12 protein-coding genes are annotated in these 14,005 nt (G+C 44.6%); 4 read left to right on the top strand and 8 right to left on the bottom strand.

The annotated features are described in order from the left end of the window. The first annotated feature begins 1 nt into the window (after nucleotide 1). Together SWP_RS19480 and SWP_RS19485 are read left to right on the top strand one after the other, a co-directional pair. Nucleotides 2–535, top strand: coding sequence for an FMN-binding protein (locus SWP_RS19480; protein ID WP_020914349.1), 534 nt, complete (start codon nucleotides 2–4; stop codon nucleotides 533–535). Then, nucleotides 532–1,305: a PepSY-associated TM helix domain-containing protein gene (locus tag SWP_RS19485; RefSeq protein WP_020914350.1), complete on the top strand. Its 774-nt coding sequence runs from the start codon at nucleotides 532–534 to the stop codon at nucleotides 1,303–1,305. Before SWP_RS19480 ends, SWP_RS19485 begins: the two co-directional genes overlap by 4 nt. Before the next feature lie 22 nt (nucleotides 1,306–1,327). Here SWP_RS19485 and SWP_RS24570 read toward each other — a convergent pair whose 3' ends face one another. Beyond that, nucleotides 1,328–1,870, bottom strand: a complete 543-nt coding sequence (locus SWP_RS24570) for a LysR substrate-binding domain-containing protein (protein ID WP_020914351.1) — start codon at nucleotides 1,868–1,870, stop codon at nucleotides 1,328–1,330. A 3-nt stretch (nucleotides 1,871–1,873) separates the two neighbouring features. Further along, nucleotides 1,874–2,215 (bottom strand): LysR family transcriptional regulator, encoded by a 342-nt coding sequence (locus SWP_RS24575; protein ID WP_020914352.1) that lies wholly within the window; start codon nucleotides 2,213–2,215, stop codon nucleotides 1,874–1,876. A gap of 174 nt (nucleotides 2,216–2,389) precedes the next feature. On the opposite strand from SWP_RS24575, the gene SWP_RS19495 reads away from it, so the two are divergent. Beyond that, the gene (locus tag SWP_RS19495) at nucleotides 2,390–2,995 is read left to right on the top strand and encodes a short chain dehydrogenase (protein WP_020914353.1); all 606 of its coding nucleotides are present in this window, start codon (nucleotides 2,390–2,392) and stop codon (nucleotides 2,993–2,995) included. A 102-nt stretch (nucleotides 2,996–3,097) separates the two neighbouring features. Here SWP_RS19495 and SWP_RS19500 read toward each other — a convergent pair whose 3' ends face one another. The 4 genes from SWP_RS19500 to SWP_RS19515 all read right to left on the bottom strand — a co-directional run bounded on the left by SWP_RS19500 (nucleotide 3,098) and on the right by SWP_RS19515 (nucleotide 7,775). Continuing rightward, the gene (locus SWP_RS19500; RefSeq protein WP_020914354.1) at nucleotides 3,098–3,859 is read right to left on the bottom strand and encodes a class I SAM-dependent methyltransferase; all 762 of its coding nucleotides are present in this window, start codon (nucleotides 3,857–3,859) and stop codon (nucleotides 3,098–3,100) included. A gap of 121 nt (nucleotides 3,860–3,980) precedes the next feature. Next, nucleotides 3,981–4,685, bottom strand: a complete 705-nt coding sequence (locus tag SWP_RS19505; protein ID WP_044556545.1) for a glutathione S-transferase family protein — start codon at nucleotides 4,683–4,685, stop codon at nucleotides 3,981–3,983. A 163-nt stretch (nucleotides 4,686–4,848) separates the two neighbouring features. Continuing rightward, nucleotides 4,849–6,723 carry an alkyl sulfatase dimerization domain-containing protein gene (locus SWP_RS19510; RefSeq protein ID WP_020914356.1) on the bottom strand — a complete coding sequence of 625 codons (1,875 nt, stop codon included), beginning with the start codon at nucleotides 6,721–6,723 and terminating at the stop codon, nucleotides 4,849–4,851. Between the two features lie 149 nt (nucleotides 6,724–6,872). Continuing rightward, nucleotides 6,873–7,775, bottom strand: a complete 903-nt coding sequence (locus SWP_RS19515; protein WP_020914357.1) for a LysR family transcriptional regulator — start codon at nucleotides 7,773–7,775, stop codon at nucleotides 6,873–6,875. 388 nt (nucleotides 7,776–8,163) lie between these two features. Here SWP_RS19515 and SWP_RS19520 point away from each other — a divergent pair, with 388 nt between their 5' ends. Then, nucleotides 8,164–8,916, top strand: a complete 753-nt coding sequence (locus tag SWP_RS19520) for a hypothetical protein (RefSeq protein WP_020914358.1) — start codon at nucleotides 8,164–8,166, stop codon at nucleotides 8,914–8,916. Nucleotides 8,917–8,973: 57 nt separating this feature from the next. Here SWP_RS19520 and mrcB read toward each other — a convergent pair whose 3' ends face one another. Together mrcB and hrpB are read right to left on the bottom strand one after the other, a co-directional pair. Further along, complete coding sequence (mrcB, locus tag SWP_RS19525) at nucleotides 8,974–11,340, bottom strand: penicillin-binding protein 1B (RefSeq protein WP_020914359.1); 2,367 nt, start codon at nucleotides 11,338–11,340, stop codon at nucleotides 8,974–8,976. A 25-nt stretch (nucleotides 11,341–11,365) separates the two neighbouring features. Then, complete coding sequence (hrpB, locus tag SWP_RS19530) at nucleotides 11,366–13,918, bottom strand: ATP-dependent helicase HrpB (protein WP_020914360.1); 2,553 nt, start codon at nucleotides 13,916–13,918, stop codon at nucleotides 11,366–11,368. Nucleotides 13,919–14,005 lie beyond the last annotated feature (87 nt).

Here is a 14,005-nt window from a genome sequence, read left to right on the forward strand (position 1 = left end):
TATGAAACTACCCCTCGTTGTATTATCTGTCTTATTTTGTTGCTCACTGACGAGCGCTGCAGTAAACGCTAGAGGGACCTACCAAACACCAGAAGAGTTTATTGGCCAGGCTTTTAATGCTGAAGTGCCAAAAGCAAAAGTATTCTGGATTGACGATACCGCAAAACAAGCCATTGAATCTATTCTTGCCCATAACTTTAAAAAGATGCGTCTACGCTACTGGCAACAAGCAGATGAAAGCGTATGGATCATGGATGAAATTGGCAAAGAGTCCCCCATCACAGTCGGCATTCATGTCAAAGACAGTGCGATTGCCCAAACAAAAGTACTAGTTTATCGAGAGAGTCGCGGCGATGAAGTCAGACATGATTTCTTTACTGATCAGTTTAAATCAGCCAAACTCAAGCAAGACTTACAACTCGATACACATATTGATGGCATAACAGGTGCTACATTATCAGTTAGAGCGTTAACTAAGTTATCGCGCATTGCCCTGTATCTAGACGATTATGTGATAAATAAAGATAAAGAATGACGCGCAAACACCCCAGCTTTAGAGTCAAACTGTTACGACAATTACGCCCTTGGCATCGTAGGATTGGGATATTTTCCACCCTATTGGTCATCTTTATTGCCGTGTCAGGGGTACTCATTAATCACAGTAATGCTCTTTCGCTCGATAGTGCCCAAGTAAAACAGCGCTGGTTACTCGATTACTACGGTATTAAAGCCCCCACTGAGATAAGCTTTTACCAACAAAGCCCAAAGAAACTCATTAGTGCTGGAAATCAAGTCTGGCTAGACAATCAGCTCATACTCGAAGCAAACAGCCTAGTGTTAGCAGTAACCCACTATAACAATATGCTGGTTGCTATCGATGCAAGTCATCTGTATTTAATGTCCTCAAGCGGCGAGTTGCTGGAAACCCAAGACAGTGCCACAGGCCTTCCCTCCCATATTCATGCAATAGGGTTACAACAAAACCTATGGCTTAAAACTCAAGCTGGAGTATTTGTTGCTGATAGTGATTTGATTGATTGGTCACCAGCACAACCGTTAGCGGCAATTCCTTGGATTAAGCCGATAGAAGGTACTGATATTTCGGAGGCCGCCGAGCAAATCCGTAGCAGTCGACTGCACTGGGAACGAGTCTTACTGGATCTACACAGTGGTCGTTTCTTTGGCACTTTAGGCCCTTGGCTGATGGATCTGGTCGCATTCGCACTGATCATCATGTCTTTAACGGGCTGCTATATTTGGCTACAACAGAAACCCGCTAAAGTGAAACGTCGTAAAAAGAAATGAAGTAGCGAGCGCTAAGCTTTAATTACTCGCTCTCTTTTAATAGCGAAACTACCCATTTTTGCAATGCATCTTCGTTATAACGAGGATGCCATGCCGCAATAACATCAAACTTATCGGGCGACTGCTCTAATGCTATTTCAATTAAGTCCAAGCCTTTAATCGCTCTCGATGGCAAGAATGCTATTGAGTCTGTGGTTTTAAGATACATAGGCACAACTGAAAAACAGGGCGCAGATATAACGATATTGCGCTTTAAACCAAACTGCTTAAACCAATCATCAATCGAGCCTTTAAAATTGGGCCTAGATGGCGAAGCAATAATACTCGGGTAGTTAGCCACGTCCGCCAGTGAAGGGGGAAATTGTGCTATCGAGGCGTTTGGAGAAGCCACGCAGACATGATGCTCTTCAAACAGCGTAACTATTGGGTAACTATCAGGAATGTAATCAGGGAAGGCTATCGCTAGGTTCACTTTGCCGCTTTGCATTAGATCATGCAGTTTATCGATCTCAAAATCCCTAACAATCAACTTCAAATTCGGCGACAGCCGTCTTAACTTTGCCATCAATTATGGTAACACCACCTGTTGAGCATAATCGGTGGCGGCAATCACGAAGGTACCGCTAATAGTTTGCGGTTCAAAACAGCTAGGTGCTAACAACGCCTTAAAATCGTTTAATAGCTTATCGACGCCGATGGATAGCTCCTCAGCAAAAGGCGTCGGCACAAAACCATTGGTTTTTCGCAGAAACAAGCGGTCATCGAACACATCACGCAGTTTTTTCAAATGCTCACTCACCGCTTGCTGAGTCATCCCCAGTTGGCTCGCCGCTTTAGAGGCATTCTGTTCGCGGATCAGCGCTTGGAATACCCGTAGCTGCTTAATGTCTAATCGGTCTAGTTTACTCACAGTTCATTCCCCTCATTTATCGACTTGCCACTCTAAAGTTAACCCAGCCGCCGATCCTAGACCAACATTACACAAGAATAATTTGTATCACTAACAAATAAGCTTTGTTTCTATTTGTTAAGCAAGCCCTCTACTATCTCGGCATCGAAACAAAGTGAATGATTGGAGAACGAAATGAAAACAGTAATTTTAATTGGTGCACTCGGAAAAATGGGACAAGCGGCATTAATGGGTCTTGGAAAGCACAAGGTGATTACCGCAGGTCGCTCTGGTGACGTTGACCACATCGTTGATATTACCGATGAGCAATCAATCAGAGACCTCTATAAAAGCGTCGGTCAATTTGATGCTGTAGTGAACACAGTCGGTGTATGTGAATACGCCAACTTCACTGAAATGACAGATGCCCAGTGGATGAACACGGTAATGAGCAAGATGATGGGACAAATAAACTTAGTGCGTATTGGCCAAGAGTATATCGCTGACAGCGGCTCGTTCACACTGATAAGCGGCATACTTAATGTTAAGCCGATCCCTTTTGCTATTGCCGACGCCACCACGAGTGGTGCTATTGACACCTTTACCAAATGTGTTGCTTTTGAAATGCCTAGAAATCAACGCATTAATGTTGTAAACCCAACCGTATTAACAGAAGCATGGGATGTTTACGGCGAAATGATGCCAGGATTTGAGCCTGTTCCAAGCGCATTGGTAGGCAAAGCCTTTGAGCGTTCTGTCGATGGATTCATTACGGGTGAAGTCATCTTTGTCGACGCCTAGACTTAGTGAGTAGATAATCGAAAAAAGCATAACAAGTTTTTCTTGCTATGCTTGTCGCGCTCAGAAGAAAAGTTGACTCACCGCAAGGTTAAAATAATCAGTTCACTCTGCTTTCTTAGCGATAACATATTTAACGCAGCCTCGTTGTTGATGCTGTGGCGATTGAAGGTTTGCCAGTAAATCAGAACAAAAGCTGCAATAATCACCTCCAAGTAACTGCCGCAATTTTTGTATACGCTTAAGCCTTGCAGACCAGCCCAAGATCACATCTGCCCGCGCAGCGCCTAAAAAGTTAAGTTCAAGGTCGGTAACATCATTATCGACGTAGCCAATTTCAAAACCAACCTGCTGCAACATCAGCTGCATTTTGTCGCCGAAGTCAAAATCATAGATCCCAGATTGTGCCGACTGCAGTTCAAACTGACGCACCTTGTCATAAAAAGCACTGTCGAGACTGAGATTAGCAGAGATAAAACTTGCGACATCGAGCACAGCTACCCAGCCACCAGGCTGAATAATAGCATGCAGCTTCGTCAGATACTCAAGCGGATTCGATAGGTAGGATAGCGAGAAACTTGCCCATACGCCGTTAATCTCACCCAACGCCTGGTAATCAATACTATCAAAATCGCTGTGAATGAAAGTTTGATTTGCACTTTGATGTTGCTGGCAGAAGTCGATAAAGCTTCGGTTTATATCGATCCCAACCACCTGTTTAACTTCAGACGCTAACAATGATGACATCCCCCCCACAGAGCAGCCGAGGTCGATGACAACGTCACTGCTTTTAAAAGGAACATGCTGTAGATAATGGGGCCAATTTCGCCAAGCTTGTTGCTTTCGATATTCCTCAAACAGATCCAATGGCTACTCCTCACAGCTTGTCGAAACAAGGCCTATGCTGGATCAAATAACACGCCTGCGCAAGAATACTATGTAATAAAAATATCGCCCTGATACATAACAGGGCGATGATATTCAACAACTAAGCACAGCAAGAGTCAGTGGCGCAGCAGCTCGCCTTGCCATTAATGACAGCACCAGCAACCAAGCTCGCCAGATAGGTATTCTTCAAATAGAAATTACTGAAGCTGTTAACGAAATCATCTGGTACCGTTTTATCTGCAAGACCGGATTCTATCAAAGCGGCTTGCCACTTCTGTACTTTAGGAAAACCATCGAGCATATCAAAACCCGAACAGCGCTTAATAACATCAGCTCGGTGTAATATCGGTAACCACGCAATATCAACATTAGAGATGGTGCTGCCTTTAAAGAAAGCACTGTCGCCAAGTTTATTTTCAGCTTTAGCGAACGACTTTGATAGCTTAGCTAAGCGTGCTTCAAAGGTCTCTTGGTCTTTACTCCCCATAGTGCCGCATTGAGCCATATAGTGCTTACTCGCTTGATATGACCAAGCTCGATCTAGCGCCTTTTGTTCGGCCGATACCTGTTCAATAGGTGCATATTTATCATCTAAGTACTCGACAATGGCATCAGACTCAAATAGTACGGTTTCATCTTCAGTAATGAGTACTGGCACTTGGCCATTAGGGGAAATGTCTAAAAACCATTGAGGTTTATTGCTAAGTTCAATGTATTCGATTTCAAAAGGGATATTCTTGCTAACAAGTGCACCCATTACGCGTTGTACAAAGGGGCAATTTTTAAAGCTAATAAGTTTGATCATGGTTAACTCCGAATAAATAAAGTGTTTAGTTACCTCTTGAGACGCTATTGAGTTAGAAAAGACGCAAATAATTAGCAGCCCATGAACAACAAGTTCAACCGCCAAACTAAGAAAGCGGCTCACTATGAACCGCTTTTCATCCTTTACACCCTTTACACACTAATTAGTTTGGTAAAACCAGATTAATATCATTTGCCTTGTTGTGGTCAAATAAGCTAAAGAAGGTTTCGACTGACTTGTTATCACCCGATACTTGAGCTTTGCTAGCATCACCCGTTGTGAAATATCCCAACATTTCTAGCTTCTTACCAGTTAATGTAGCATCAGCATTAGGGTCTAGTTTTAACGAGAAGATAGCAATCTCATTTCGTACGGTATAGTTGGCCACTTCGCCAGTATCTGACACCTTAATATTGATAGATAATGCTTGGCCTTTGGCGCGTTCAGCATTAAGGTTCACACGCTGCGTGGCTAAAATCTTGGTTGTAGGTAGTACTTTCACAATAGCTGGGTTTGCAAAATCCCAAGCAACTGAGCGATCTAACGTGCCATCAAGTTCTCCAGCATCAGCAACGGCAAATCCTCTCCAATAAATATTGGTTTGCTTGTAACCCCACTCACGTAATGCTTCAGCCTTTAAGTTACGCGCATCCATATTTGCTGGGTCAACGTTGTTCACATGAGTTAATATCTCAGCCGCCCAACCATAGTTTTCCGTATCAACGGCTTTTTGCGCCATCTTAATCACATTAGCCTCACCACCCATGGCATCGACATAGTCTTGAGCCATCTCTTTTACCGCAGGACGAGCAAGCTTAGTTGCATCGCCTTCCCACCAGCCTAGGTAACCGTTATAAATATTACGCACAGAGTGAGCAACAGTACCGTAGTACTCACCTAACCAAGGGTCATTCGCTAGGTTTTCAGGCAAAATAACTTTTTCAGCAAGTTCATCGCGCTTAATACCACGGTTAATATAGTAAACAGACTGGTCATGCACATATTGAATGGCATCGCGGTAATTAGTTATGCGTTGGTTAATAAAGTCGTGACCAACCCAAGCTCGCATATGAGAACCACTATAGGTATTGGCCTTTTCCGAATAAGCTAACAAGTGGTCGATACCTTCATACCATTTTTGTACATCGCGATATTTAGTCCCGCGCAGTGTGTATAGATTCGGGAACGTTTCACCTTGAATTGTTTCGCTACCATGAACATGCTTGAATTGAGGAAAATAGATATCGATTTCATCATCACCTGCATCACCGTATGCACCAAAAACTTCCATATCGATGCCCGAGACGGTGATCTTTAATGGCTGCTCATTACTCACTAAAACATTTGGCATGAAGAACGAAACGGGGCCTGCCGTAAAGGTTGGCCCTAAGCCAAACTGTGCCGGGCGTCCTGCTGGTGCCTTTGGCAAGTAAACACTTGCATAAGCTGTACGTTGCGTCAGGATGGCTCCCGTCACTCCTACATCACTGACAAGGTTTGGGATAAAGTTATCTGACGCGATAATTTTAACTTCACCTGATTTCACTTGCTCCTCCGTCACGCCCCACCCTGCTGCGCCAAATGCATGATCAGGATGACGATGGGTATATATAACCGCTTTTACCGGTAACTTAGAAAATTGACTGAAAGCGTCCATAGAAGCTTTGGCCGCCGTGTCATTTTCACCAGGATCGACAATGATCAAACCATCATCACCTACGGCAACTAGCGTTGATGCCAATTGAAAGCCGGAAATAGAGTAGAGCTTACCCGGCGCAATCTCTTGTATTTTAGGGGCCATTTGCTTAGCAAACTCCGTCATTGCCACTGGGATCATGTCAGAGCTTTCGGTGTAAGCTTTATTGTGCGCTTCATCTTGCCAAACCACTTTCGCCAAATGGCTCTGCACTTGCGCGTTAGTGAAAAAAGAAGGGTCGGCGCTACGAACTAAGTCAGTATTAGCAGCAAACGCACTCGTTGTTGCAGAAGCTAATAGTACTGCACAAATTGATGTTGCGATGAGGTTAGATTTAAACATAGTGATACTCTCTCAAAGTGACGGGCTCAACTATTTGGCCCGTTGATGAAGGAGATATTAAGAGGTTATCGCCACAGTATCGATAGAGTAAAACTTAAACAACTATTAAGATTTACTTATCATTAATACCCAATAAACTTTAACCAGTGCTAACCAAATAGTGTGGAGCTAGTGGTCATTATTGCTTCTCTGAACCATTGATGACCAGCATCCTTGTGCTGCGAATGGTGCCACGTCATATAAACTGGTACTTGCTGGGTTGCAAATGGCAACTCCAGCACTTGTATTCGTCCCGTCACAGCAACTTGGTTAGAATGCCAACGTGAACTGACACATAACCATTCAGTGTCAGCCACTAAGTTAAGCCCCGTCATCGCAGACCCCGTTGAGTAAGCAACTCTTCTTGAGGGTAAGTGTTTAGTGGCTACTGAGTTGAGGGTATAGCGGTCCATTCTTTTGGTTTGCCAAAGTATGTGTTCTTCAGCAAAAAACGCATCTTCACTCATTCTCCCTTGAATCCTAGGATGTTCACTGCTTAAGGCTACAACGAGGTCTTGTTTAAAAAGTAACTGGTTATGATAACCATGCTCTTCGAGTTGCACAGTCGATATAATAATATCGACCTTTCTCATCCTTAAATCATCTTGCCTAGACTCTTCACTGTCGTGTTCAATGTCGGCGATAAACTTGGTATGGGGCGCCTTTTTTTGGCGATATCTCACCAAACTTGGGATCAGCATTAGATCCAGATCTTTATGGCTAGATACTCTGAACTTTCGTTGACTGGTTTTAGGATTGAAAAGGTGACGAGATTGTGTGCCGTTGACTAACTGCAACAAGGGTTGTTGTATTTCAGCATGAAGTTCCACCGCAAAACTAGTCGGTCGTATTCCTCGCCCAGCTCTCACAAATAGTGGGTCACCATATTGTTCTCGGAGCCGGTTCAACGCTTGGCTAACCGCTGGAGAGGTTATCCCTAGTACTTCAGCTGCTACATTTACACTGCGGGCGTTCATCACCGCATCAAACGTTTTCAACAGATTTAAATCCATTTTCACCTCTTTATTCTGCTGCTAACAATAAGCTAACGCCTCAGATTAATAGTGAGTTATTGCCACTTTTAAATGGTCTATAAAAGACCTATAAGTATATAGCCTTATTCCATTCGGCATAGAGTTCCAAATTGGCAGAATAATCAATCATCAGTTTGTAATGACTCACATTAAGCACTCCAGCAATGAATGTTTCTGTCTATAGTCACAATATACTGACTCAATAACGCCTAGGTTAGCGGAATTTCAACTCTGTCAACGCTAACAGTTATCGAAACCGGATGTTCGCCCACACCCAATAAGTGTAAGTTTCACTACTAGTACTAATAAAAACAATGCTAAATTGTCGCTATCTCCTAATTAATCAGTAAGAAAGAGTACTCAAGGAATGAATACAAAAGTTAAAATGCTGCTAGTAAGTTTGCTATGTTTGAATTTAGTCGGCTGTGAATACGTCGACAATATATTACATCCAGACGATGGTGATGAAATCGTAATTGATGAAAATTTCAAAAATGATGCGCTGCAATTGGGCTTATCTGAAGCTATTATCACTCAACTCTGTACAGCGACTAAGGAGATCAGTGTTAAGTGTATTAGCGTCCTCAGCAGTGAAAGCAACCAACAAGAAGTCAGATTTGAATATAGCTACAATAATGTAACGCAGGAAAATGATTACGCTAAAAGTACGGATGCTAGTCGTATTATTTTTCACCTGCCTGTCGACAGCACTGCAGCTAGAATTGAATTTGAAAATAACCGCAGCTACCAATTTAATGATGGCTATGAATACACTTGGGTAGAACCCACTGATATAGAAACAGCTGATGTAGTTAATGACGCTGATGAATCACTGGCCAAATTAGTGAATTCCGCGGTAATAAAGCGAGTGACAAGCTCCAAGCTAACCAATGTCTCTACCGCCAGCCTTAGCAATGATAAATATTCAATAACTGAAGCACAAGATTTAGTCAATCGCGCCAGTACAGTGTTATTCCCGGTACTTGCAGTTAGCGTTACTAGCAGTGATCAAACAGTGCCTATTGATGCGTCATTTAAAATGTTTACTACTGGCCATAATGCTATTTTGTCTAACTTCTCTACGGCTTTTTCAACCGCGATTGAGCAAAGTTGGATCTAGCATAAAGCAACAGCGACTTGCTCCTTTAAAGCAAAGGAGAAAGCCGCTATTATTTTGCTAGCCGCCAATCAACTTTTTCCACCACGGTAGCGGCTCACCACAATTAGCCACCGGCTGATAGCTTTCCCTTAAAGCAGGAACCTTGATCACATTGCCGCAGTCAGCTTGTTTCGCCGCGCCGCTATTACGATCAAAATAACCTTGAACCGTACCATCAACAGGCGCCATACGCAGACTCAGCGGAGGACGATTTTTCAAAAACGCTTGATAGACTGCCATCGCGCCACTGCTACCGTAGAGGCCTGTTTTACCGTTATCGTCACGGCCAACCCAGATAGCCGCTACGTTTCGCTCATCAAAACCAGCAAACCATGAATCACGTGAATCATTACTGGTACCTGTTTTCCCCGCAAGTGTCGCTCGAGGGAAAGCATTACCCAAGCGTTTAGCGGTGCCATTGTCGACCACTTGTGTCATGGCATATTTGACCAGGTAATTGCTTGCAACAGGAATCGCTTGCGTCGCTGCCCGCTTAGATGCGACTAACGGTTGATTATTCTCATCTAGCACCGTGGTAACCGAGTTTAAATGGCGATAACGACCATTATCTGCAACGGTCTGGAACACCTGCGCCACCATGAGTGGTGAGCCATTAACCGCGCCTAGTAGCATTGATGGGTACTCAGGGACCTTATCTTTCCAACCCGCTTTGTCTAAGGTCGTTGCCACACTGCTGACACCAATTGCCATTCCTAAGTTAACGGTCGGCACGTTCATCGACTTTTTAAACGCAGTCAATAGCGGCACTTGGCCACGAAATTTTCTATCTACGTTTTGCGGTGACCAGGTTTTACCTTGGCCATTTTTAAGGGTGATAGGTTCATCCTTTAAAGGCGTTGCTAAGGTGTACTTCTTCGGTTGATTAAGCGCTGTGGCATATACAAATGGTTTGATTAACGAACCTATAGGTCGCCTTATCTCAACTGCACGATTAAAGCCTTGATAACTTGGTACCTTATCACCGACCATTGCGGCAATACCCGCTGAGTATTTATCGGTCAGCACCATGCCAACTTGCAAGGATTCATCATTCTTACCTAGCTGCTTAAGGGTCTGTTTCACCGCTTTCTCAGCCGCCTCCTGCGCCATAGGGTCAAGTGTGGTATAGACCTTAATGCCTGACTGTTGCAATAATGCCTCACCATATCGAGTCGACAATTCACGCTTAACCACAGCGAAAAACGCTGGCAGTTTTTGGTGTACTGGTTTATCGGACTTTCTTAGTCCTAATGGTGATTCAACTGCAGCTTCATATTGAGCCACATTCAGCTCTCCCGCTTCCATCAGTAACCTAAGCACTAAATCACGACGTTTCTGTGCTCGCTCTTCATATCGCCAAGGGTTGTAATAGGAAGGCCCCTTAATCACCGCGACTAAGAATGCTTGTTGAGGCAAGGTTAGCTCGCCTATTGGTCGGCCAAAATAGAATTGTGAGGCGAGTCCCATGCCATGAACCCCCCGCGCTTTGTCTTGCCCCATGTAGACTTCATTTAAGTAAGCTTCTAGGATCTCGTTTTTCTCATAACGAAAATCGATAATAATCGCCATTAAGGCTTCACGCAGCTTACGCGTCAGTGAACGTTCACTTGAAAGGAAGAAGTTCTTAGCGAGTTGTTGGGTCAAAGTTGAACCACCCTGCACTGTCCGACCAGCACTGATATTCACCATGGCCGCGCGCAAGATGGCAAAAGGATTAACACCGTGATGTTCGTAGAAGCTGCGATCTTCAACCAAGATAAGCGCATCAATTATCGCTTGTGGCATCTTATCGGCTGCCACAAATAATCTATCTTCTCCATCCCCGGTAATAATTCTGTCCAGTAGTACCGGTTCTAAATGAAATACCGCCAGCTGGCGTTGGTCGCTACTTCTTGCCACAGAGCTTATGCCGTTCGAGTCAAACGTTATCATCACTCTTTGTTCTGTTTGGTCACCTTTAGGATGTAGGAAAGGTCTACGCCATAGATCAATTTTTGTTTTTGAAGCAGAGAACTCTCCCACTTGGCGCGGGTTAGCCACTTTACGATAGCCCAGTAGTTTTAGCTCAGACATCAACTGCCCGTGGCTAACAGCTGCTCCAGGATATAGTGCCATAGAGCGGCTAAACACTTGCGCAGGTAAATGCCATTTTTGCCCTTCAAACTTGCGTGCGATAATTTGATCCAAATAGATCCCATAAGCAGCAATAACGACTGCTGCAATAACGCCAAGCTTCCAAGTTATAGACCATATTTTACGGCCCCAACCCGATTTTTGGGGAGATTTCTTAGTGGCTCTTTTTTTACCACCTTTGCCGGCTGATACTCTTTTTACCGCTGGACGCTTGGTGGTTTTTTTAGGTTTTGGTGTCGCTTTATCAGTCATTACTGTTCCGCTGCCTAGCTCAACACTATTGTGAGCTAAAGGTCTTCTTTTTAGTAAATTTGGTGGGCTGTGTATTTGCCGGGTCATCAGGCCATAGATGCTTTGGGTATCGGCCCTTCATCTCTTTCTTTACGTGGTCATATGGACCTTGCCAAAAACTCGCTAAATCAGCCGTTAATGCCAAAGGTCGCCTAGCTGGCGACAGCAGCTCCATAGTAAGCACTAACTTACCATTAACTAACTGAGGGCTCTGCTGCATACCAAAGGCCTCTTGCAACCTTACACTTAACCGTCCACGCTTCTGAGCGTCATACTCAATCTTGGCATGTGTACCGGTGGCCATGAGCCATTTAATTGGCAATATTCGGTCTAAGTGCTGTTGGGTAGCCCAAGGCATTAAATTAAGCAGCAAAGTATAACAATCTAATTGCTGTAATTGTGCCAAACTGCGCACATCATCAAGATAGGGCTTTAGCCAATCATCCAATAATGCAATTAAGCTTTCGTCATCTAAGCTTGGCCAATCATGCGATTTATCTAGGTCGCTGGCAATCGCCACTCGATAGCGCAACTGCTCTGTACGTTCATCAAATTTCAGTAATGCTAAGCCATTGAGTACGACCTGCTCTACAATCGCATTTTTAATAAGCTTTTTATCTAACTGTTTAACTGGGGTTTTACTGAGGGATATCTGACCGACGTTACGTCGTAGCTCGGCGAAAAATCGTCCTTTAATGTTATCCCATCCACAGTACTCAATAGTATCCACTAAGCTCGACAATTGATCAGTAAATAATTGTTCATTGAGTGTGGCAGCTAGATAGACTTTGCCATTGCTGCGGCCTTCACTCTCTTGAAAGTCAGCAACCACTAACCAAGGTTGCCCTGACAAGCTATCATCGTTCGCTAACTCGACGCCCGTACCACCTGCTAACTGATAGCCGCTTGCGCCGCGCTGCTTGGCAATGCGATCGGGATAAGCAAAAGCCAGCAGCATGGCAATATCATCACTAGCAGCCTGCCTTGCGACCATTGAAAGAGTGTGCGACGAACCATTGCGAACACCTAAGCTATTAAGCCACTGACGGATCTGTTTGCCAGCCTCAGACGTTAAAGCTTCTTGAAAATAATGGCTGATATCACTGCCTTTACGACTGCGACCTCTAGCCTCTAAAGTGCCAGCCAAAATTGCTGCAAGCATCACTAGATTATTATCACTCTCTTGCCTTGATAAACGCTGCGCTTTAAGCAGCATATGCGCAATACGTGGCTGGCAACCCAGCTCATAAGCAGCACGACCATGAGCGGTAATCACCCGTTTATCATCAACCATTTCAAGCGAGCGAAGTAACTGCCAGCTAACCTTTTCATTCGCTTTTGACGGCTGAGTTAGCATAGGTAACTCGTCGAGAGATTTAACGCCCCAGTACGCACCATCTAATACCATCGTAATGAGATCGGTATGCATGACCTCAGGCTCATCAGCCTTTATCAATCGTCCATGCTCCTCTTGGCTCCACAATCGAGTGCTAAAACCAGCCATGAGCCGCCCAGCTCGCCCACTACGTTGAGCCGCGGATGCTTGGCTTATCCGCTTAAGTGATAGCCGCGTCGCTCCAGTTCTTGGATTAAAGCTTGCTTGGCGTTTATAGCCTGAATCAATAACCTGGGTTATTCCCTCAATCGTCAAACTAGACTCGGCTACGTTGGTGGCGAGTACCACTTTACGAATACCTGTTACCGGCGGCGCAATAGCTTGATCCTGTGCTTTAGTTGGCAAGCTGCCATACAGCGGACAGATAATAAATAAGTTGGGGTCTAAACGCGGTGCAAGTAAACTTTGCAGCCGCCTAATCTCCCCTTGCCCAGGTAGGAATGCCAACAATGAGCCCTGTTGCTGGGTATTCAAGGCATCTGCGATCACTTTTGCCATGTGATCGATCCATAGCGATTGCACAGGTGCGGCGCGATAGCACTGCTCAACCGGGAAGCTGCGCCCTTCACTGCTCAGAGTCAGCGCATCAGGCATCAACTCGCTTAGCGGTAATCCCGACAAGGTGGCTGACATAGCCAGTAACTTTAAATCCTCGCGAAAACTCGCTTGGATCTCTAACGCTAAAGCTAAACCTAAATCAGTGGTTAGATGACGTTCATGGATCTCATCAAATATTACCAGCGCAATACCTGTCAATTCAGGATCGTTTTGGATCATCCGCGTCAGCACACCTTCTGTCACAATCTCAAGCCGGGTATCGCGACTAACTTTTGATTCGCCTCTAACTCGATAGCCAACCTCAGCCCCCAATGGGCAGCCGCGCTGGCTTGCAATAAACTGGGCAACATTTCGAGCAGCGACTCGGCGCGGTTCAAGCATTAGGATTTTACCGTCGATCTCATCCCAGTCCAGCATGGCCAAAGGTAATGCCGTCGACTTTCCGGCTCCGGTAGGCGCCTCAAGTATCACTTGATTCGCTTGATTAAAAGCATGGCGAATAGGATCTAATAAGCTGTGAATGGGTAATGAAGTTACTGGCATTGTTTTGTAGTGAGGCTCGTTATGGCGGCGTATAACGCACATACTAAAGTAATGTTTGCCAAGCAGTGTACTCTAAAAGCGCTAACAGGCTAAACTCTCAAAGGTGTTTATCTTTATTGTGGTACCGAT

The sequence above is a fragment of the Shewanella piezotolerans WP3 genome, assembly GCF_000014885.1.
GTDB lineage: Bacteria > Pseudomonadota > Gammaproteobacteria > Enterobacterales > Shewanellaceae > Shewanella > Shewanella piezotolerans.

What these genes read in the sequence shown, in the direction of transcription:
- SWP_RS24570 (WP_020914351.1), bottom strand. Translation starts at nt 1,870, where the DNA reads ATGGCAAAGTTAAGACGGCTGTCGCCGAATTTGAAGTTGATTGTTAGG.
- SWP_RS19495 (WP_020914353.1), top strand. Translation starts at nt 2,390, where the DNA reads ATGAAAACAGTAATTTTAATTGGTGCACTCGGAAAAATGGGACAAGCG.
- SWP_RS19505 (WP_044556545.1), bottom strand. Translation starts at nt 4,685, where the DNA reads ATGATCAAACTTATTAGCTTTAAAAATTGCCCCTTTGTACAACGCGTA.
- SWP_RS19520 (WP_020914358.1), top strand. Translation starts at nt 8,164, where the DNA reads ATGAATACAAAAGTTAAAATGCTGCTAGTAAGTTTGCTATGTTTGAAT.
- SWP_RS19510 (WP_020914356.1), bottom strand. Translation starts at nt 6,723, where the DNA reads ATGTTTAAATCTAACCTCATCGCAACATCAATTTGTGCAGTACTATTA.
- SWP_RS19480 (WP_020914349.1), top strand. Translation starts at nt 2, where the DNA reads ATGAAACTACCCCTCGTTGTATTATCTGTCTTATTTTGTTGCTCACTG.
- mrcB (WP_020914359.1), bottom strand. Translation starts at nt 11,340, where the DNA reads ATGACTGATAAAGCGACACCAAAACCTAAAAAAACCACCAAGCGTCCA.
- hrpB (WP_020914360.1), bottom strand. Translation starts at nt 13,918, where the DNA reads ATGTGCGTTATACGCCGCCATAACGAGCCTCACTACAAAACAATGCCA.
- SWP_RS19515 (WP_020914357.1), bottom strand. Translation starts at nt 7,775, where the DNA reads ATGGATTTAAATCTGTTGAAAACGTTTGATGCGGTGATGAACGCCCGC.
- SWP_RS19485 (WP_020914350.1), top strand. Translation starts at nt 532, where the DNA reads ATGACGCGCAAACACCCCAGCTTTAGAGTCAAACTGTTACGACAATTA.